General features: G+C 66.0%; 18 protein-coding genes and 1 tRNA gene. 11 read left to right on the top strand and 8 right to left on the bottom strand.

Translation table 11 applies throughout. The features are described 5' to 3' along the window. Window positions 1-25: 25 nt before the first annotated feature. A complete protein-coding gene (gene glgB / locus A9W99_RS22480) occupies window positions 26-2221 on the bottom strand; it encodes a 1,4-alpha-glucan branching protein GlgB (protein ID WP_067383440.1) in 2196 nt (731 codons plus the stop codon). A 7-nt stretch (window positions 2222-2228) separates the two neighbouring features. Then, window positions 2229-4316 carry an alpha-1,4-glucan--maltose-1-phosphate maltosyltransferase gene (locus A9W99_RS22475; protein WP_067383437.1) on the bottom strand — a complete coding sequence of 696 codons (2088 nt, stop codon included), beginning with the start codon at window positions 4314-4316 and terminating at the stop codon, window positions 2229-2231. A 190-nt stretch (window positions 4317-4506) separates the two neighbouring features. Between A9W99_RS22475 and A9W99_RS22470 the strand changes: the two genes are divergently transcribed. Then, window positions 4507-7107, top strand: a complete 2601-nt coding sequence (locus tag A9W99_RS22470) for a glycosyltransferase family 1 protein (RefSeq protein WP_067383434.1) — start codon at window positions 4507-4509, stop codon at window positions 7105-7107. A 67-nt stretch (window positions 7108-7174) separates the two neighbouring features. On the opposite strand, the gene A9W99_RS22465 is transcribed toward A9W99_RS22470, so the two are convergent. After that, window positions 7175-9160, bottom strand: a complete 1986-nt coding sequence (locus A9W99_RS22465; RefSeq protein ID WP_067383431.1) for an ATP-dependent DNA helicase — start codon at window positions 9158-9160, stop codon at window positions 7175-7177. Between the two features lie 19 nt (window positions 9161-9179). Next, entirely contained in the window at window positions 9180-10478 is a 1299-nt protein-coding gene (locus A9W99_RS22460) for a nicotinate phosphoribosyltransferase (protein WP_067383428.1), read from the bottom strand. Window positions 10479-10534: 56 nt separating this feature from the next. Between A9W99_RS22460 and clpS the strand changes: the two genes are divergently transcribed. The 8 genes from clpS (at window position 10535) to rdgB (ending at window position 16299) form a co-directional block, all read left to right on the top strand. After that, a complete protein-coding gene (gene clpS, locus A9W99_RS22455; protein WP_067383424.1) occupies window positions 10535-10840 on the top strand; it encodes an ATP-dependent Clp protease adapter ClpS in 306 nt (101 codons plus the stop codon). Between the two features lie 25 nt (window positions 10841-10865). Continuing rightward, window positions 10866-11447: a DUF2017 domain-containing protein gene (locus A9W99_RS22450; RefSeq protein ID WP_067383421.1), complete on the top strand. Its 582-nt coding sequence runs from the start codon at window positions 10866-10868 to the stop codon at window positions 11445-11447. Beyond that, window positions 11444-12490 carry a P1 family peptidase gene (locus tag A9W99_RS22445; protein WP_067383418.1) on the top strand — a complete coding sequence of 349 codons (1047 nt, stop codon included), beginning with the start codon at window positions 11444-11446 and terminating at the stop codon, window positions 12488-12490. The genes A9W99_RS22450 and A9W99_RS22445 overlap by 4 nt, the downstream gene beginning before the upstream one ends. Before the next feature lie 36 nt (window positions 12491-12526). Beyond that, the gene (locus tag A9W99_RS22440) at window positions 12527-13189 is read left to right on the top strand and encodes a rhomboid family intramembrane serine protease (RefSeq protein WP_067383415.1); all 663 of its coding nucleotides are present in this window, start codon (window positions 12527-12529) and stop codon (window positions 13187-13189) included. After that, window positions 13186-14001 (top strand): glutamate racemase, encoded by an 816-nt coding sequence (gene murI, locus A9W99_RS22435; protein ID WP_067383414.1) that lies wholly within the window; start codon window positions 13186-13188, stop codon window positions 13999-14001. The genes A9W99_RS22440 and murI overlap by 4 nt, the downstream gene beginning before the upstream one ends. 72 nt (window positions 14002-14073) lie before the next feature. After that, window positions 14074-14850, top strand: coding sequence for a cyclic nucleotide-degrading phosphodiesterase (locus A9W99_RS22430; RefSeq protein ID WP_067383411.1), 777 nt, complete (start codon window positions 14074-14076; stop codon window positions 14848-14850). A 58-nt stretch (window positions 14851-14908) separates the two neighbouring features. Continuing rightward, window positions 14909-15688, top strand: a complete 780-nt coding sequence (gene rph, locus A9W99_RS22425; protein WP_067383408.1) for a ribonuclease PH — start codon at window positions 14909-14911, stop codon at window positions 15686-15688. Further along, the gene (rdgB, locus tag A9W99_RS22420) at window positions 15685-16299 is read left to right on the top strand and encodes an RdgB/HAM1 family non-canonical purine NTP pyrophosphatase (protein ID WP_067383404.1); all 615 of its coding nucleotides are present in this window, start codon (window positions 15685-15687) and stop codon (window positions 16297-16299) included. Before rph ends, rdgB begins: the two co-directional genes overlap by 4 nt. Window positions 16300-16593: 294 nt before the next feature. Here the strand turns inward: rdgB and A9W99_RS22415 are convergent, their stop codons facing one another. Genes A9W99_RS22415 through A9W99_RS22405 form a run of 3 tightly spaced genes read right to left on the bottom strand, consistent with a single transcriptional unit; the run spans window position 16594 to window position 18103 of the window. Further along, a complete protein-coding gene (locus A9W99_RS22415) occupies window positions 16594-16944 on the bottom strand; it encodes a DUF3817 domain-containing protein (protein WP_067383403.1) in 351 nt (116 codons plus the stop codon). Then, window positions 16941-17333, bottom strand: coding sequence for a hypothetical protein (locus A9W99_RS22410; protein ID WP_067383400.1), 393 nt, complete (start codon window positions 17331-17333; stop codon window positions 16941-16943). The genes A9W99_RS22415 and A9W99_RS22410 overlap by 4 nt, the downstream gene beginning before the upstream one ends. Before the next feature lie 26 nt (window positions 17334-17359). Next, on the bottom strand, window positions 17360-18103 hold the full coding sequence (locus A9W99_RS22405; protein ID WP_156623234.1) for an LAGLIDADG family homing endonuclease: 744 nt from the start codon (window positions 18101-18103) through the stop codon (window positions 17360-17362). Between the two features lie 85 nt (window positions 18104-18188). Between A9W99_RS22405 and A9W99_RS22400 the strand changes: the two genes are divergently transcribed. Further along, window positions 18189-18272 (top strand) — tRNA-Leu (locus A9W99_RS22400). Between the two features lie 100 nt (window positions 18273-18372). On the opposite strand, the gene A9W99_RS22395 is transcribed toward A9W99_RS22400, so the two are convergent. Further along, entirely contained in the window at window positions 18373-18732 is a 360-nt protein-coding gene (locus tag A9W99_RS22395; protein ID WP_067383397.1) for a helix-turn-helix domain-containing protein, read from the bottom strand. Window positions 18733-19379: 647 nt separating this feature from the next. Between A9W99_RS22395 and A9W99_RS22390 the strand changes: the two genes are divergently transcribed. After that, window positions 19380-19721: a hypothetical protein gene (locus tag A9W99_RS22390; protein WP_067383394.1), complete on the top strand. Its 342-nt coding sequence runs from the start codon at window positions 19380-19382 to the stop codon at window positions 19719-19721. Window positions 19722-19751 lie beyond the last annotated feature (30 nt).

The raw sequence follows: 19751 nt of genomic DNA, 5'->3' as shown, positions 1-19751 counted from the left end.
GTGATTTTGCGTTCCCTCGCGCGGGCTAACTTGGCTCCAGCCACAGTGCCGAAGTGGGCGGTAGCACCAGCACCGCCGACGCCGGCCGGCCGTGCCACGGGTCTTCGGTGGCGTCGACGCCACCGAGATTGCCGATCCCAGAACCGTTGTACTGCGTCGCGTCGGTGTTGAGCACTTCACGCCAGCGGCCGGCAATCGGCAGGCCGAGCCGGTAACCGCTGTGCTCAGAACCCGCGAAATTGAACACGCAGGCCATTACCGAGCCGTCACTGCCATATCGGAGGAAGCTCAGGACGTTGTTGGCGGAATCGTTGGCATCGATCCAGGAATAGCCTTCAGGCTTGGTGTCTTGACTCCACAATGCGGGGTGGTGGCGGTAGGTGTCGTTGATGTCGCGGACCAGGCGTAGAACGCCGTTGGAGAATCCCTGCTCATCGAGCTGCCACCAGTCCAGACCACCCTGCTCGGACCATTCGGCGCGCTGGCCGAACTCCTGTCCCATGAAGAGCAGTTGCTTGCCGGGATGCGCCCACTGGTAGGCCAGCAGGCTGCGCAACCCGGCGGCCTTGGCGTGGTTGTTGCCCGGCATCCGGCCCCACAGCGTGCCCTTGCCGTGCACCACCTCGTCGTGACTGAGCGGCAGCACATAGTTCTCGCTGAATGCGTAGAGCATCGAGAACGTCATTTCGTGATGATGGTAGCTGCGGTACACCGGATCGTGACCGATGTAGTTGAGCGTGTCGTGCATCCAGCCCATGTTCCACTTCATCGAAAAGCCAAGGCCACCAAGGCTGGTCGGTCGTGTCACGCCCGGCCAAGACGTCGACTCCTCGGCAATGGTGACGATGCCCGGCGCCGCCTTGTGGGCGGTGGCGTTCATCTCCTGCAGGAATTGCACCGCTTCCAGGTTTTCCCGGCCACCGTAGATGTTGGGGGTCCAGCCGCCCTCAGGACGCGAGTAGTCCAGGTAGAGCATCGAGGCCACTGCGTCCACCCGCAGGCCGTCGACGTGGAACTCTTCCAGCCAGTACAACGCGTTGGCCACCAGGAAGTTGCGCACCTCGGGGCGTCCGAAGTCGAAAACGTAAGTGCCCCAGTCCAATTGCTCGCCGCGCTTGGGATCGGAGTGCTCGTAGAGCGGGGTGCCGTCGAAGCGGCCCAGCGCCCAGGCGTCCTTCGGGAAGTGCGCCGGCACCCAGTCCACGATGACGCCGATGCCGGCCTGGTGCAGCGCGTCGACAAGCGCCCGGAAGTCGTCCGGTGTGCCGAACCGCGAGGTCGGCGCATAGTACGAGGTCACCTGGTATCCCCACGACCCGGCGAACGGGTGCTCGGCGACCGGCAACAGCTCCACATGAGTAAACCGGTGTTCCACAACATAATCCGTCAGCTCGCGGGCAAGCTGCCGGTAGCTCAGGCCCGGGCGCCACGAGCCGAGATGGACCTCATAGGTGCTCATCGGCTCGAACACCGGATTGCGTTGCGCGCGCTGTGTCATCCAGTCGTCGTCGGCCCAGGTGTAGTCACTCGACGTCACCCGCGACGCGGTCTGCGGCGGAACCTCGGTGCCGAACGCGAACGGGTCGGCCCGGTCGGTGACGACGCCGTCGGCGCCGTGGACCCGAAACTTGTAGAGGCCACCGACCGGGAAGCCGGGCCAGAACAGTTCCCAAACCCCGGACGAGCCCAGCACCCGCATGGGTGCGTCGCTGCCGGTCCACCCATTGAAGTCGCCGATCAGGCTGACGCCCTTGGCGTTGGGCGCCCACACCGCGAACGAGACGCCGTCGACCACACCGTCGGCCGTCTTGAACGAGCGTGGGTGGGCGCCAAGCACTTCCCACAGGCGCTCATGGCGACCCTCGGCGAACAGGTGCAGGTCCATTTCCCCCAGGGTGGGCAGGAAGCGGTAGGCGTCGGCGATCGTGTAGACGTCGGAGTCGCCATAACGCACTTCGAGTCGGTAATCGATCAGATCGACGAACGGCAGCGCCACGGCGAACAAGCCGGATTCGATGTGCTGCAACGGGAATCGATCGTTGCCGACGACAGCGACCACGTCGGTCGCGTGCGGCCGGTAAGCCCGGATGACGGTGTGGTCGCCGTACTCGTGAGCGCCCAGGATGCCATGCGGGTTGTGGTGCGCGCCTGTCACCAGACGCGCGAGGTCGGCGGGGTCCGGTGCCAGATGCGTTCCGGGGAGTTGGCGGGTTTTGCTCATGGTTCCCTCACCTCCTGCGCAGCAGCGTGATTCGGGATTCGTCTGGTATCAGTGGCATGTTGATGATGTGGGCGACTGCTCGCCCCGGGTCGATGCGAACGTAATTTGCCTGTCCCCATTGGTATTCCTCGCCGGTGATCTCGTCGCGCACCCAGAACCGGTCGTAGGGCTCCATACCCAACGCCGCCATGTCTAACCACAGCGTTGCTTCTTCGGGCCCGAACGCGTTGAGCGTCACCACCACCAGCACGCAGTCGCCGGTGGCCGGGTCGAACTTGCTGTAAGCCATCAGCGCGTCGTTGTCCACGCCGTGGAAGTGGATGGTGCGCATTTGCTGCAGTGCGGGATGCAGCCGTCGAATTGCGTTGAGCCTGCTGATGAAAGGTTCCAGCGACCTGCCTTCGGCCAGCGCGCCGGCGAAATCGCGGGGACGCAGCTCGTATTTCTCCGAGTCCAGGTATTCCTCGCTGCCTTCACGGACCGCGCGATGCTCGAAGAGCTCGTACCCGGAGTACATCCCCCACGCCGGGCTCATGGTCGCCGCCAGCACCGCGCGGATGGCGAACATGCCCGGGCCGTCGTGCTGTAGCACGGCGTGCAGGATGTCGGGGGTGTTGACGAACAGGTTCGGCCGCCGGTAATCGGCCAGTGCGGCGATGTCGTTGCCGAATTCGGTGAGCTCCCATTTGGCCGTCCGCCAGGTGAAGTAGCTGTAGGACTGCGTGAATCCAAGCTTGGCCAACCCGTACTGGCGCGCCGGCGGTGTGAAGGCTTCAGACAAGAAGAGCACATCGGGATCGACCGATTTCACCTGACCGATCAGCCAGGCCCAGAAGTCGGGCGGCTTGGTGTGCGGATTGTCGACGCGAAAGAACTTGACGCCGTGGTCAACCCAGTGCCGGACCACGCGCAGGACTTCGTCGTAGAGACCCGCGGGATCGTTGTCGAAATTGAGCGGATAGATGTCCTGGTACTTCTTCGGCGGGTTCTCCGCGTAAGCAATGGTGCCGTCCGGCAACTCGGTGAACCACTGCCGGTGTTCGCGGGCCCATGGGTGGTCGGGTGCGCATTGCAGCGCCAGGTCCAGGGCCACCTCCATGCCGAGGTCGCGCGCGGCAGCGACGAAGTCGTCGAAGTCGTCGATGGTCCCCAGGTCCGGGTGAACGGCGTCGTGGCCGCCCTCATCGCTACCGATCGCCCACGGCGACCCCACGTCGCCGGGCTCGGCGGTGGGGTTGTTGTTGCGGCCCTTGCGGTGCACCTTGCCGATGGGGTGGATCGGCGGCAGATACACCACGTCGAAGCCCATCTCAGCGATGCGCGGCAGCGCCGCGGCGGCGGTTGCGAAGGTGCCGTGCACCGGCTTGCCGTCGGCGTCCCGCCCCCCGGTCGAACGGGGGAACATCTCGTACCACGAGCCGAACCGGGCCATCGGACGGTCCACCCAAACCCCGAACTGCTCGCCCCGGGTGACCAGGTCACGCAGTGGATAGTCGGTGAGAATCTCCTCGACATCGGAGGCGAGTGCCAGTGCGGAACGGGTCAACGGGTCCCCGGGCTTGCGCAGCGCCGTGGCGGCTTCCATCAACGGCCAGCGCTGTGCGCGCGGCACGCCCGTCGCGGCGCGCTCGAATAGTGCGGCGCCGACCAGCAGGTCGTTGGACAGTTCCTTCTCGCCCTGCCCGGCCTCCAACTTGGCCACCAACCCATGGCGCCAGGTGTGGATCGGATCACCCCACCCGTCGACCCGGAAAGTCCATAACCCGACCCTGTCGGGAGTGAACTGACCGTGAAACACGTAGGGCTCCTGACCCATCGCCATGGGAATCAGCAGCGGCTTGACCCGTGGCGTCTCGGTGGCGGTGGTCTCGAGGCTTGCCGTGGGGGCCTGCACCGCCTTGATCCGGCGCACTTCAGCCCCCTGTGGATAGCGTGGCCCGTGGTAGCGCACGACCAGAGTCGCCGCTACCGCCTCATGACCTTCCCGCCATACGGCGGCGCTGACCGGCACCACTTCGCCGACCACCGCCTTGGCGGGGTATGCGCCACACGAGACGACGGGCTGGACGTTATCGATCTCGACACGACCGGGCACCCATCACTCCGTTCGCCTGTCGTTGGGCGTCACTGGGAATTTCCCCTCGTCGGGGCTCTGCACTCACCGGGAAGCTTCGTTGCGCCCCAATACCTACCCGATACCCACCCTAGTGTCAGGTCACACACGGCGAGGTAAACGGTGGATTAGTAGTCCTGCGCGCACGTCAATTCTCAGTAAGCTGTTGACGGTGAAAGCCCTCCGCCGGTTTACGGTCCGTGCTCACCTACCCGAGCGGCTCGCTGCCCTCGAACAGTTGTCCACCAACCTGCGCTGGTCGTGGGACAAGCCGACGCAGGACCTGTTCGCGACGATCGACTCGAAGTTGTGGACGCAGTGCGGCAACGACCCGGTGGCGCTGCTGGGCGCGGTCAAACCGGCGCGACTCGACGAATTGGCGATCGACGAGGGCTTCCTCGAACGGCTCGACGCGCTGGCCGCGGACTTGAACGACTACCTGACCCGGCCGTTGTGGTACCAGCAACAGGCAGACACGGCATTGCCCACGGGTATCGCATACTTCTCGATGGAGTTCGGCGTGGCCGAGGTCTTGCCCAATTACTCTGGCGGACTTGGCATTCTGGCCGGCGACCATCTGAAGTCCGCGTCCGATCTCGGGGTGCCGCTGATCGCGGTCGGTCTCTACTACCGCTCCGGATATTTCCGGCAGTCGCTGACCGCGGACGGGTGGCAACAGGAGACCTATCCGGCGCTGGACCCGCAGGGGCTCCCGCTGCGGCTGCTCACCGACGCCGGCGGTAATCCGGTGCTGGTCGAGCTGGCGTTGCCTGACGACGCGCAGCTGCGGGCGCGGATCTGGGTCGCGCAGGTGGGCCGGGTGCCGCTGCTGCTGCTCGATTCGGACGTGCCGGAAAATGAGCATGACCTGCGTAGCGTCACCGATCGACTGTATGGCGGCGATCAGGAACATCGCATCCTGCAAGAGATCCTGGCCGGTGTCGGTGGGGTGCGCGCGATCCGGGCGTTCACCGCGCTGGAAGGGCTGCCGGCGCCCGAGGTATTCCACATGAACGAGGGTCATGCCGGATTCCTCGGCGCGGAGCGCATCCGCGAGCTGATGACCGGTGCGGGACTGGACTTCGACACTGCGCTGACGGTCGTGCGGTCCAGCACCGTGTTCACCACCCACACCCCGGTTCCCGCCGGCATCGACCGGTTCCCGCTCGAGCTGGTGCAGCGCTATTTCGACGACGACCGTGACGGGGTGGCGGCCACGCTAATGCCGGGCGTGCCGGTGGACCGGATCATCGCGCTCGGGTCCGAAGACGATCCGACCAAATTCAACATGGCCCACATGGGTCTGCGACTGGCGCAGCGGGCCAACGGGGTGTCGCTGCTGCACGGGCGCGTCAGCCGGGTCATGTTCAGTGAGCTGTGGGCGGGATTCGATCCCGGCGAGGTACCGATCGGATCGATCACCAACGGCGTCCATGCCCGGACCTGGGCGGCCCCGCAGTGGTTGCAGCTGGGGCGCGAACTGGCGGGGTCGGACTCGTTCTCCGACCCCGGCGTCTGGCTGCGGCTGCAACAGGTCGACCCCGCTCACCTGTGGTGGATCCGCTCGCAGCTGCGCGCACTACTCGTTGACGACGTCCGGGTACGGCTGCGCCAGTCCTGGCTGGAACGTGGGGCGTCGGAGGCCGAATTAGGCTGGATCGCAACAGCTTTCGACCCGGGTGTGCTCACCGTCGGGTTCGCCCGGCGGGTGCCGACGTACAAACGGCTGACACTGATGCTGCGTGACCCAGATCGACTGGAACGGTTGCTGCTCAACGACGAAAGGCCGATCCAGCTGATCGTGGCCGGGAAGTCGCACCCCGCCGACGACGGGGGCAAGGCATTGATCCAGCAGATAGTGCGCTTTGCCGACCGGCCTCAGGTGCGTCACCGCATCGCGTTCCTGCCCAACTACGCCATGTCGATGGCCCGGCTGCTGTATTGGGGTTGCGACGTGTGGCTGAACAATCCGCTGCGGCCGTTGGAAGCCTGCGGCACCTCGGGTATGAAAAGCGCGCTCAACGGCGGGCTGAACCTGTCCATCCGCGACGGCTGGTGGGACGAATGGTACGACGGCGAAAACGGTTGGGAGATACCGTCCGCCGATGGGGTGGCCGACGAGAGCCGTCGTGATGACCTGGAATCGAGCGCGCTCTACGACCTACTCGAACACGCGGTGGTGCCGAAGTTCTACGAACGCGACGACCAGGGGGTGCCGCCCCGGTGGATCGAGATGGTGCGGCACACTCTACAGACGCTCGGCCCAAAAGTGCTGGCGTCCCGCATGGTTCGCGACTACGTCGAGAACTATTACCTGCCGGCGGCTCAGTCTGTGCGCCGCACGATCGCGGCCGCTGACGGCGCCGAAAAAGGGGAGGAGTTCGCCGCGGCCCGAGAGCTCGCCGCCTACCGCCGGCGGGTGGAGGACGCATGGCCGAAGATCGACATCACCGACGTCGACAGCACTGGCCTGCCCACCACTCCGCTGCTCGGGTCCAAGCTGACGCTGACCGCGACCGTGCAGCTGGCCGGTCTGTCGCCCGACGAGGTCACCGTGCAGGCGGTGTTGGGCAGGGTCGATGCCAGCGACGTGCTGGTGGATCCGATCACCGTCGAAATGTCTTACGCCGGAACGGCTGAGGGAGGCAGCCAGGTCTTCTCGACAACCACACCGTTACCGATGGCCGGGGCCCTCGGTTACACCGTGCGGGTGCTGCCGTGTCATCCGATGCTTTCCGACAGCAACGAGCTCGGCCTGGTCACGCTGGCCTGATTGCCGCGAGTAACCGGGTTGTTGCGAAATTGGCGCTTTGTCGTGGGTCGCAGGCCGATCTAGATCGTCAGGCCGAGAGGCTGTCGGGTGCACCGCAGAGCCGCTCCAGCGCCGCGCGGACCTTGGTCGCATCCGTCGTTTGCCAGAACGGCGGCAGCGACGCTCGCAAGTAATCGCCGTACCGTGCGGTGACCATCCGCGAGTCGAGTACAGCCACTACACCGCGGTCGTCGACGCGGCGCAGGAGCCGGCCGGATCCCTGCGCCAACAGCAGCGCGGCGTGGCTGGCGGCGACGGCCATGAAACCATTTCCGCCACGAGCCGCCACTGCTCGCTGCCGCGCGCTCAACAGTGGATCGTCCGGGCGCGGGAAAGGGATGCGATCGATCAGCACCAGCGACAGCGACGGCCCCGGCACGTCGACGCCCTGCCACAGCGACAGTGTGCCAAACAATGACGTCGCCGCGTCGGCGGTAAATTGCTCGACCAGCGCCGAGGTGCCGTCGTCGCCCTGACACAGCACCGGTGTCGACAGTCGTTCGCGCATGGCCTCGGCGGCGGCCCGCGCGGCTCGCATCGACGAGAACAATCCCAGCGTGCGCCCGCCGGCCGCGGAGATGAGTTCGGCGATTTCGGTCAATTGCTCGGCAGACCCGGTGCCGTCGCGGCCCGGCGGCTGGAGATGGGCGGCGATGTAGAGGATTCCCGCCTTGGCGTGGTGGAAAGGCGAGCCGACGTCCAGGCCACGCCACGGTAGCTGGTCGTCCGTCAGGCCCCACGTGGTCGCCATCGCGTCGAAGGAACCGCCGACCGTCAGCGTCGCCGACGTCAACACGGTCGTCGAACGGGCGAATACCTGATTGCGCAGCAGGTCGGCGACGGCCAGCGGCGCCACCCGCAACACCGCTCGCGGCGCACCCCGGTTGTCCTCCTGGTCCAGCCACACCACGTCGGTGCGATCGGGGATTGCGGGGGCGAACGACGTAAGGATGCGCGACGCGGTCTCCGAGATATCGCTCAGTGCCGCAACGGCTTCCGCGCGCGCCGACGCTGCCTTCGCGTCACCGGTGTTATCGATGGCCGACCTCGCCGCACTGGCCGCATCACGCAGCGCGGTCAGATATGTAGCCAGCTCTTCGTCGAGGTAGTCGATGCGCCCCGGGGTCGCCTCGTGGATCGCAGCGGCGAAATTGGCCGACGCCGCCTCCAGTCGCTGCATCAGTTCGGGTCCGACCAAACGGGTGATCCGCCGCGATGCGGCACCCAGGGTCGCGGACGTCAGCTCCGCGGTGGCCACCGACGTCACCCGGTCTACCAGTTCGTGCGCTTCGTCGACCACAAGCAGCGAGTGTTCAGGCAGCACCGCCGAATCCGAAACGGCATCGATGGCCAGCAGCGCGTGGTTGGTGACGACGACGTCGACCCGGCCGGCGCGCTGACGCGCCCGTTCGGAAAAGCACTCGGACCCGAACGGGCATCGGGCCACACCGATGCATTCGCGCGCGGAAACGCTGACCTGAGACCAAGGCCGGTCGCTCACACCGGGTTTGAGGTCGTCGCGGTCGCCGGACTCGGTGGTCGACGCCCAGGTGGTGAGCCGCTGCACATCGCGCCCCAACGCGGAGATCGCCACCGGGTCGAAGAGTTCCTCTTGCGGACCGTCTTCGGTGTCCGCCGCGCCACCGTGAATTTTGTTCAGGCACAGGTAGTTTCGCCGCCCTTTGAGCAACGCGAACTGTGGGCGGCGCGGCAGCGCGCCGGCCAGCGAATCGGCCAGCCGGGGCAGATCGCGATCCACCAATTGGCGCTGCAGCGCGATGGTCGCCGTCGACACCACCACCGGCGTGCCGTCGTCGACGGCGCGCACGATCGCCGGAACCAGATACGCCAGCGACTTGCCGGTGCCGGTGCCGGCCTGCACGACCAGATGCTCGCCGGTATCGAAGGCCTGGGCGACGGCGGCGGCCATCTGCTGTTGACCGCTCCGCTCGCTGCCACCGAGCGAGGCCACCGCAGTGGCCAGCAGCTCGGACACCGACGCGGACTTGCGCACGTCGTCGACCGTAGTCCAGTCAGGCCGTGATCGTCGTCGTCGGAACAGCGGGCTCGCCGGGCCCCAATTTCAGCCCCTCCCACGGCAGGCTGTGCAGTCCCGAGGCCGCCAGCTTCCGTGCCGCAGTCAGGTCTGCGTCGGCCACCACTCGCCCGTCGCGCACCAGCGGTGTCGTCAATACCCGATAAGGCTCCTCGGTGCTGGGCGGACGCCCCGCCGGATGCACGATCTCCTCGGTGATGGTCCCGGTCGGACGCGACAACCGCAACGCTTCCTTGGCGCCGCCGCGGGATTCCTTCTGGCTGCTGCGCTTCTGCACCGGAATGCCGTCGACCTCGACCAGCTTGTAGACCATGCTCGCCGCCGGGGCGCCGGAGCCGGTGACCACCGACGTGCCCACACCGTAGCTGTCCACCGGCGCGGCTTGCAGTGCTGCGATGGAGTACTCGTCAAGGTCGCCGGACACCATGATGCGAGTGCCACTGGCGCCCAGCCCGTCGAGTTGTTCGCGCACCTGCCGGGAGAGCACGCCCGGCTCGCCGGAATCGATGCGGACCGCGCCGAGTGTGGGACCGGCTGCCGCCACTGCATTGGCGACGCCGGTTGTGACGTCGTAGGTGTCCACCAGCAATGTGGTGCCGTTGCCCAGCGCTTCGACCTGGGCGCGAAACGCGGCGAGCTCGTCCGGGCCGTCATCAGTGGTGTGCAGCATGGTGAACGCATGGGCGGCGGTGCCCTCGGCGGGTATTCCGTAGCGCCGCTGGGCCTCCAGGTTGGACGACGCGGTGAAGCCGGCGATGTAGGCCGCCCGGGCCGCCGCGACCGCGGCGCGTTCGTGGGTTCGCCGTGATCCCATCTCGATCAGCGGGCGTTGCCCCGCGGCGCTGACCATGCGTGCCGCCGCGGATGCGATCGCCGCGTCGTGGTTGAAGATCGATAGCACGAGCGTTTCGAGCAGCACGCATTCGGCGAAACTGCCGCGCACCGACAGGACGGGCGAACCGGGGAAGTACAGCTCGCCCTCGGCGTAGCCGTCGATATCGCCGCCGAACCGGAAGTCGCGCAGGTAGCCCACGGTGTCCGGGTCGAGGAACTGCGCCAGCAGCTCACACGCCGCGTCGTCGAACGTGAACTGCGGCAAGAGTTCCAGCAAGCGGCCGGTCCCGGCGACTACCCCGTACCGGCGGCCGGCGGGCAGGCGACGGGCGAATACCTCGAATGTGGTCCGGCGATGGGCGGTGCCGTCGCGCAGCGCAGCGGCCAGCATCGTCAGCTCGTACTTGTCGGTCAGCAGCCCAGCCAGGGTCGGCTCGTTCACATCGCAACCGTATCGGCTGGCTCCGTGGCAGGCGGCGCCTCGGTATCCTGGGCGCCATGGTTGCTATGTCAGCGCCCACCAAACCGGGCACTACTGGGCAACGCGAGTCGGCACCGGTAGATGTCACGGACAGTCCTTGGGTCACCATCGTGTGGGACGACCCGGTCAACCTGATGACCTACGTGACGTATGTGTTCCAGAAGTTGTTCGGCTACAGCGAGCCGCATGCCACCAAGTTGATGCTGCAGGTGCACAACGAAGGCAAGGCTGTGGTGTCTGCGGGCAGCCGGGAGTCCATGGAGGTCGACGTGTCCAAGCTGCATGCCGCGGGTTTGTGGGCGACGATGCAGCAGGACCGGTGAGATTCGAGGGCATCCGGGATTCCTTGTGCGCAAATGGAAGCGCGTCGAGACCGCCGACGGTCCCCGTTTTCGGTCTGCCCTGGCCACACACGAGGCGGCGTTACTCAAGAATCTCGTGACCGCGATGATCGAGTTGCTCGAGCAGCGTGAATCGTCTTCGCCGTCAGACGAACTGCAGGAGATCACCGGTATCAAGACCGGGAATGCGGAGCCGCCGCCCGACCCGATGCTGCGCCGGCTGCTGCCGGATTTCCACAAACCAGAGGGTGTGGACGCGCCGGAGCCCGATAGCTCCGAAAGCCTCAACGCCGCGCTGCGCAGTTTGCACGAGCCGGAGATCATCGACGCCAAACGCGTTGCGGCACAACAGTTGCTGAACACAATTCCAGAAGATGGCGGCCGGTTGGAGCTGACCGAGGCAGACGCGAACGCGTGGATTGCGGCGGTAAACGACGTGCGGCTGACGCTGGGCGTCCTGCTCGACATCGGACCGGAAGGGCCCGAGCGTCTGCCGGCCGACCACCCGCTGGCCGCACACCTCGACGTCTACCAGTGGCTGACCGTCTTGCAGGAATACCTGGTGCTGGCGCTGATGGGGCCCCGATGAACTCCATCACCGACGTCGGAGGTATCCGGGTCGGTCACTACCAGCGGCTGGACCCAGATGCATCGCTGGGTGCGGGTTGGGCCTGTGGCACGACCGTCGTGCTGACACCGCCGGGTACGGTCGGCGCGGTCGATTGCCGGGGCGGGGCGCCGGGGACCCGCGAAACGGATCTGCTGGACCCGGCCAACACGGTGCGTTTCGTCGACGCGGTGCTGCTTGCCGGCGGCAGTGCCTACGGTCTGGCGGCAGCCGACGGCGTCATGCGCTGGCTCGAGGAGCACCAGCGTGGCGTGGCGATGGGTGGGGGTGTGGTGCCCATCGTGCCGGGTGCGGTGATCTTCGACCTGCCGGTCGGCGGGTGGGACTGTCGTCCGACGGCCGAGTTCGGTTACGCCGCCGCGCAGGCAGCCGGTGAGACCTTTGCCGTTGGGACCGTCGGCGCCGGGGTGGGCGCGCGGGCCGGTGTGCTCAAGGGCGGTGTGGGGACGGCGTCGATGATGCTGGGCTCGGGGGTGACCGTCGGCGCAATTGTGGTCGCGAACGCCGCGGGTGATGTCGCCGACCGGGCCACCGGCCTGCCCTGGATGGCGGATCTGGTCGACGAGTTCGGGCTGACGGCGCCGCCGGCCGAGCAGATCGCTGCGTTCGCCGAGTTCCCGTCGCCGTTGAGCAGCCTCAACACCACGATCGCGGTGGTTGCCACGGACGCCGCCCTGAGTCCGGCGGCATGCCGGCGCGTCGCGATCGCCGCCCATGACGGCCTGGCCCGGACCATCCGACCGGCGCATACCCCGCTGGACGGCGACGCCGTGTTCGCGCTGGCGACCGGCGCGGTGGAGGTGCCACCGGCTGCCGATACTCCGGCCGCGCTGTCTCCGGAGACCGGGCTGGTTACCGCGGTAGGCGCCGCCGCGGCCGACTGCCTGGCCCGCGCGGTGCTGGCCGGCGTGCTGGCAGCGGAGTCGGTGGCCGGGATACCGACCTACCGCGGTGTGCTACCCGGGGCATTTGGGACCTCCGCCGGGCGTCGCGTACACCGGTAGCCTGGATGACGCCGAGAACGCTCTGAAAGGGCAGCTATGGGCATAACCCGCCGGGACCGTCTGCCCGCAACACAGCAGCGGAAGCGTCCGCAATGGGTGGTCGGTGGAGCTACCGTCGTCACTTTCGTGGCGCTGCTGTATCTCGTCGAGTTGATCGACAATCTGATGCATCACTCGCTGGACGTCAACGGGATCAGGCCCGGAACAACGGATGGCCTGTGGGGCATCATCTTCGCGCCCCTGCTGCACGCCAACTGGGCGCATCTGATGGCAAACACGGTTCCCATGCTGGTCCTCGGTTTCCTGATGACCCTGGCGGGATTGTCCCGGTTCGTCTGGGCCACCGCGATCGTGTGGATCCTCGGCGGTTTCGGTACCTGGCTCATCGGCAACGTGGGTAGCAGCTGCGGCCCCACCGATCACATCGGCGCGTCCGGCCTGATCTTCGGTTGGCTGGCTTTCCTGCTGGTCTTCGGGCTGTTCGTGCGCAAGCTGTCACACATCGTCATCGGCCTGGTAGTGCTCGTTGCCTACGGCGGGGTTCTGCTCGGCGCGATGCCGGTGCTCGGACAGTGCGGCGGTGTTTCCTGGCAGGGCCACCTGTGTGGAGCGATCGCCGGCGTCGTGGCGGCGTATTTGTTGTCGGCTCCGGAGCGCAAGGCTCGCGAACTCAAGAAGGCCGGTCGCTCCAGGACATGAACTCAGCATTGGCACCCGTCGGGATCTTCGACTCCGGCGTCGGGGGACTGACGGTCGCCCGCGCGATCATCGATCAACTGCCCGACGAGGACATTGTCTACGTCGGCGACACCGGCAACGGTCCGTACGGCCCGCTGTCCATACCCGAGATCCGCGCGCACGCGCTGGCCATCGGCGACGATCTGGTCAGCCGCGGGGTCAAGGTGCTGGTCATCGCGTGCAACTCGGCGTCGGCGGCCTGCCTGCGCGATGCTCGTGAACGCTACGACGTGCCCGTCGTCGAAGTGATCCTGCCCGCCGTGCGCCGCGCCGTCGCCGCCACCCGCAACGGGCGCATCGGCGTGATCGGCACCCGGGCGACCATCACCTCGCACGCATACCAGGACGCGTTCGCCGCGGCCCGCGACACCGAGATCACCGCGGTGGCGTGCCCGCGGTTCGTCGACTTCGTCGAGCGCGGCGTGACCAGCGGCCGGCAGGTGCTCGGTCTGGCCGAGGGGTATCTGGAGCCGCTGCAACGTGCCGAAGTGGACACTCTGGTGCTGGGTTGCACGCACTACCCGCTGCTGTCCGGGCTGATTCAACTCGCCATGGGTGAGAACGTGACCCTCGTCTCCAGCGCCGAGGAGACCGCCAAGGAAGTCCTCCGCGTGCTCAGCGAGCAAGAACTGCTGCGTCCGCATGACGCGCCGGCCGCCACCCGGGTGTTCGAAGCCACCGGCGACCCCGAGGCGTTTACCAAGCTGGCGGCGCGATTCTTGGGCCCCGCTGTGACGGGGGTGCAACCTGTCCATCGCTCGCGCATCAGCTGAGCCCCAGCGAAGAGATTCTGACCACCGAATGGGCAAGCTTTTCTCCATCCGAGTATCAGGCATGGCACAGTAGTGTCCGTGCGAATAACCGTGCTCGGCTGCTCGGGTAGCGTTGTCGGTCCGGATTCGCCTGCGTCGGGATATCTGGTTAGGGCACCGGACACCCCGCCCTTTGTCCTCGACTTCGGCGGGGGTGTGCTCGGCGCGCTGCAACGGTATACAGACCCCGGTTCGGTGCACGTGCTGTTGTCACACCTGCACGCCGACCACTGCCTGGACATGCCGGGGCTGTTCGTGTGGCGTCGCTACCATCCGTCCAAGCCGGCCGGCAAGGCGCTCTTGTACGGGCCGAGCGACACATGGTCGCGGTTGGGGGCGGCGTCGTCACCCTACGGCGGGGAGATCGACGATTGCTCGGACATCTTCGAGATTCACCACTGGGTGGACGGCGAAGCGGTGACCCTGGGCGCGCTGACCGTCATGCCGCGGGTGGTGGCTCACCCCACCGAGTCGTACGGCTTGCGGATCACCGACCCCAGCGGCGCCTCGCTCGTCTACAGCGGCGACACCGGCGCCTGCCAGCAGATCGTCGAATTAGCGCGCGGCGCAGACGTTTTCCTTTGTGAAGCCTCCTGGACGCATGCACCGAGCGAGCGCCCGCCCGCGCTGCATCTGTCGGGCACCGAGGCGGGCCGGGCCGCCGCGGAGGCAGGTGTCGGCGAGCTGCTGTTGACGCACATCCCGCCCTGGACTTCGCGCGAGGACGTGATCAGCGAGGCCAAGGCCGAGTTCGACGGTCCGGTGCATGCGGTGGTGTGCGGCGAGACTTTTGATATCCCTCGTGGGTGAAATCCTCGCGGGTTCGCGCCCTTAAGAACGGGTCCCTTCGACAGCTAGGGTTGGCGTCGTGTCCAAACGAGAAGACGGGCGGCTTGACGACGAACTTCGTCCGGTGGTCATCACCCGTGGTTTCACCGACCATCCGGCGGGTTCAGTATTGATCGAATTTGGCCACACCAAGGTCATGTGTACCGCCAGCGTCACCGAGGGGGTGCCGCGCTGGCGCAAGGGATCGGGGCTGGGGTGGCTCACCGCGGAGTATGCAATGTTGCCGTCGGCTACCCACACCCGCTCTGATCGCGAATCGGTGAAAGGTCGGGTCAGCGGGCGCACCCAGGAGATCAGCCGCCTGGTCGGGCGGTCGTTGCGGGCGTGCATCGACCTAAGGGCGCTGGGAGAGAACACCATCGCCGTCGACTGCGACGTGCTGCAGGCCGACGGCGGTACCCGCACCGCGGCGATCACCGGCGCCTACGTGGCATTGGCCGACGCGGTCACGTACCTTTCGGCGGCCGGCAAGCTGTCGGATCCCAGGCCGCTGTCGTGTGCCATCGCGGCGGTGAGTGTCGGCGTGGTCGACGGCCGGATTCGCGTCGACCTGCCCTACGAAGAGGATGCGCGCGCCGAGGTCGACATGAACGTCGTCGCGACCGACACCGGGACTCTGGTGGAGGTCCAGGGAACCGGGGAGGGCGCGACGTTTCCGCGGTCGACTCTGGACAAGATGCTCGACATGGCGCTGGGCGCCTGCGACAAATTGTTCGCCGCACAGCTTGAGGCCCTGGAGCAGCCCTACCCGGGTGTGCTGCCGGAGGGACCGCCGCCGCCGAAGGCGTTCGGCGCCTGACCCGGCTGCTGGTCGCCAGTCGCAACGCCAAGAAGCTGGCCGAGTTGCGGCGGGTACTCGACGGCGCGGGGCTGACGGGGTTGACGCTGGTATCGCTGCGCGATGTACCGCCGTTCGACGAAGCGCCGGAAACGGGCGCGACGTTCGAGGACAACGCGCTGGCCAAGGCGCGCGACGGGTTTGCCGCGACGGGTTTGGCGACAGTAGCCGACGACTCTGGCTTGGCGGTGGCCGCTTTGAACGGCATGCCGGGCGTGCTGTCGGCGCGTTGGTCAGGTCGTCACGGTGACGACTCTGGCAACACTTCTCTGCTGCTGGCGCAGTTGAGCGATGTGCCCGACTCGCGGCGCGGCGCGGCATTCGTGTCGGCCTGCGCGCTGGTGTGGGCGTCCGGCGAAGTGGTGGTGCGCGGGGAGTGGCCGGGCACGATTGCGCGGGAGCCTCGCGGCGACGGCGGGTTCGGCTATGACCCGGTGTTCATCCCGGACGGATACGACTGCACGGCCGCGCAGCTGACTCCCTCGGAGAAGGATGCGGTGTCGCATCGAGGCCGTGCACTGGCGCAGTTAGTGCCGGCGTTGCGGGCGTTGGCCGGCTCTTCCGAGGCGTGAAGCCAGCGGCGGCTGTCGGTTTGCCCGACTCATGCCCCAGCTGGGCGTTGCAGGGCTGATGCGTCAGCGCCCGTACAGGTTTGCGTTGAGTGTGAACCTACGGTTTTCATTGGGAACCTACGGTTTTCGGTGTGTAGTGAGGGCGGGATTTTTGAATTTTGAGCGCCCTGGATTCACGCCGAAAGCCGTGGGCTCACACTAAAGCGCAGATTTGCAACAGCCGACGACACGGGTTCTTCAGGTTGAAGCCGGCATTGCGGCTGCAGAGACGGCCGTGGCTAGGTGCCTCGAGGGCTAAAGCCCGAAACGCGCCTTGACGTTTCTGGTTTGGAAGTGCTCGACGATGATGCCCAGTAGCGGGATGGTGCCGGCGAGCAGCACACCGATGGTTTTGCCGATTGGCCATCTGACCTTGATGGCGAGGTTGAAGGCAGCCAGCACGTAGGCGAAGTACACCCACCCATGGACGATTTCGATCCACCGGATCTCGTGATGGAAAACCAGGTGCGAGACGATCTCGTAGCACAGCGCGATCAGCCAGATACCCGTCGTCCACGCCATGATCCGGTAGCCGAGCAGCGCGGTGCGGATCTTCTCGGCGGGGAAGGCGGGAGCCTGGGTGTCGGGAGTTTCCGGCGTGGTCATGCGGTGGTCCTGTTCTGCTTTTCGGCGTCGTGTTTGGCGAGTTCGGCCAGGTAGGCGTTGTACTCCAGGAGTGCGGGATCGTCGATTGGTTGCTGTGTCGGCTTGGGACGTTCGGGGAGCAGCCCCGCGGGTATCTCGGTTGTCGCATCATGCTTGCGCGGCTCCGGAGCCACCTCTTCGTAGCGCACGAATTTGCGGTAGGCATAGACGCAGAACCATGCGAACAACGGCCATTGCAGCGCGTAGCCGAGGTTCTGGAAGGTGCCCCCGGCCGATTGAAACCGGGTCCACTGCCACCAGCCCAGGGCCAGGCAGCCGCAGGCCGCGACGATCACCAAAATGATCAGCGCGGGTCGGCGACGGCGTCTCGGGTGAGCCTCGGTGGACACCCCACGACGGTACCGCTACGCGAACTTCAAGACTTCGGCCCGACGAATTCGTCGAGACGTGCGACGGCCGCCTTGCGGTAAACGGCGATCTGGTAGCTGCTCGGACGGGTCCACGGAATGTCGAGCTCATCGAGCGCTGCGCAGAAAAGGTTACGGATGTCATCCGAACGGTTCGAGAAGTGATAGCGCACGCTCAACACTCCGCGATCGTTGGCGAGCACGCGACAGCCGTCGCTGTCAATAAGGCCGCGAATAAAGGCCTCCGTGCCGTGTTTGACAAGCATGTCCTGCCACGGTTCCAAACGAATCGGTCTGGTGTGCTTGCGCCCTGGGCCATGTTGTGGAAAGAGGCACGGCCAGTGCTTCGAATAGTGCGACACGACGACGCAGCCTTTTGGTTGTGGGCTAATCGACGCTTGCTGCCTCGGCATCACCATGTCGATGGCGACACGACAGCGGTCGACGATATCTGGATACTTTTTGTCGAGAGAGATTCTCAAGTGCCACACCAGGCGGCATCGTGAGATGCAGCCGTCGCCCAAGTAAAGGCCGAGCAGATAGCTGTACGCCTTTGCTGGGATGCGGAGGAAGTCATGATCGATGCCGCAGGGCGATGTACTCACCGTCTGGCGTCGAACTTGTGGTCGGCACCGCCAATCGCGAACTGTGGGTCGCGGAATTCCGGTCTGCCGAGCGATGGCGCAGTCATTGAGGCCAGTCGCGATGAGATCCTTGACAGTCTCGAAGTCCTCGTAAGACCGCACCAGCATCCTTCCGCTCGCCGTTGAGCCTCAACGTAGTCCGCGCCACCGACACTCTCGTTCATTGGCAGAAGCGCTAAGATCGCTGAGTTGCGCGGGCGTGGCGAAACCGGCATACGCGATGGCTTTAGGTGCCATTGCTCGAAAGAGCGTGAGGGTTCGAGTCCCTCCGCCCGCACCGATGCTCTGACGACATTTGGCGGCTAAATGGTATCTCCCGGTTTGGCTTCCGACACTGCGCAAGCCGCGACGCTGGACAAGTTCGTCCGGGTGGCTCGTCAGGCAGCCTGAGCTCGCCGCGCGCGGGGCGCAGCCGGCGCCGGGGGAGCCCCCCACGAGGGCAGGGCAGCCGCATACGCTTCCAGATCCGCGGACGTAAATCTCAGCTTCCGCCCGTCTTTAACGGCGGTGATCTTCCCGCGGCGCGTTAACTCTTGGAGGTGCCCCGTCGACATGCCCAGCGCTGTTGCTGCCTGCTGCTTGGTGTACAGGAACTGTTTAGGCCGCTTTTCGGCCGATGCAGCTCGGGCCTTCGCGGCGGCCCTCGACTCGGCCGCCTTCACCGCGAACACGATCCCCGCGAGAATGAGAATCGAAACGACAAATACAACGACGAGAAACAGGGCTGCCGTATCCATGGCGTCACTCCCAAAAAACAGTACGGCGGGAAATTACTTCAACCGGGTGCTGAAATTGCCCGCACAGTAGCGCACCGCACAGCACCGTATCAGGCGGGAAACTTGCGCACGGCACGACGCGCCGAGGGGTATCGGCTATGCGGTTTGGTGGATGGGCAAATTCCGCTGACGCCTCTTCCGCTATGGCGATATTTCGCCCACGGAAACCGAACTTTATATGTGAAGTGGCAGAAGCCATCGGCGCAATCCAAAACGTTGGGCTGAGGAGGTTCGACTCCCCCCACGCGCGCCGTAGCGTGAGGGCCCACCTGTGTCGAAGGACGCGTAATCGGTCGGAGGACAGCGCGTTCGAATGCTTACGGGCGCCGACGAATTCCGCGTGCTCGATTCCGCATAACCACAAAAAATCTCGCGAGCTCAAACAGCATGGGTGAAATGATGACAGTTGCAAACGGACGTAACCGGTACCCACACGGTCGCCGCAGCAACATCTGGGTAACGACTGAGCGACAATTCAAAATCTCTGAGGGCGCCGGCGCAGAATGCGCCCGTGAGGCCGCCCAACTGCACCGATGTAATAACCCGGCCCCGGCTGACGAAGTACTTTCAACAGCAAATGACTGTTAGCTGCAGAACAGGGGAGAAGCATGCCGAGCATCGCGCTAAGAGCCGTCGCGCTCGCGCCGCTGTTCATCGCGGCGGCCTTCGCCGCCCCACCACTCGCTGGTGCGACGCCGTCGGGACCCTGCGAGAAAAGCTCGGTGGGCACCGTTATCCCGGACGGCGCCGGCTATTCATTGTGCACGGGGGCCGGATGGGTTCACGTCAACGAGCCACTGAAGCCGCACGGGGAATGCGCCCGCCTGGCCACCATCGGCCCTCATGACGACGGGACATACACGATTTGCACGAACCAGGGCTGGGTCGACGTCAATCGGCCCCTGTGCAGTGACTTCCCTGCGGGATTCAACTGCGACGTCAAGCACTGAGCCGTTGCCGTATGCCTTACAGTTGACCAG

Source organism: Mycobacterium sp. 1164966.3 (genome assembly GCF_001665395.1).
In the GTDB taxonomy this organism is placed as follows: domain Bacteria; phylum Actinomycetota; class Actinomycetes; order Mycobacteriales; family Mycobacteriaceae; genus Mycobacterium.
This window is presented reverse-complemented; position numbering and strand designations above follow the sequence as displayed.

Excerpts from the sequence above, each read along its gene's own strand:
- A9W99_RS22440 (WP_067383415.1), top strand. The coding sequence starts at position 12,527 with ATGGGCATAACCCGCCGGGACCGTCTGCCCGCAACACAGCAGCGGAAG.
- A9W99_RS22445 (WP_067383418.1), top strand. The coding sequence starts at position 11,444 with ATGAACTCCATCACCGACGTCGGAGGTATCCGGGTCGGTCACTACCAG.
- A9W99_RS22405 (WP_156623234.1), bottom strand. The coding sequence starts at position 18,103 with ATGCTGGTGCGGTCTTACGAGGACTTCGAGACTGTCAAGGATCTCATC.
- A9W99_RS22390 (WP_067383394.1), top strand. The coding sequence starts at position 19,380 with ATGCCGAGCATCGCGCTAAGAGCCGTCGCGCTCGCGCCGCTGTTCATC.
- A9W99_RS22395 (WP_067383397.1), bottom strand. The coding sequence starts at position 18,732 with ATGGATACGGCAGCCCTGTTTCTCGTCGTTGTATTTGTCGTTTCGATT.
- murI (WP_067383414.1), top strand. The coding sequence starts at position 13,186 with ATGAACTCAGCATTGGCACCCGTCGGGATCTTCGACTCCGGCGTCGGG.
- A9W99_RS22415 (WP_067383403.1), bottom strand. The coding sequence starts at position 16,944 with ATGACCACGCCGGAAACTCCCGACACCCAGGCTCCCGCCTTCCCCGCC.
- clpS (WP_067383424.1), top strand. The coding sequence starts at position 10,535 with ATGGTTGCTATGTCAGCGCCCACCAAACCGGGCACTACTGGGCAACGC.
- glgB (WP_067383440.1), bottom strand. The coding sequence starts at position 2,221 with ATGAGCAAAACCCGCCAACTCCCCGGAACGCATCTGGCACCGGACCCC.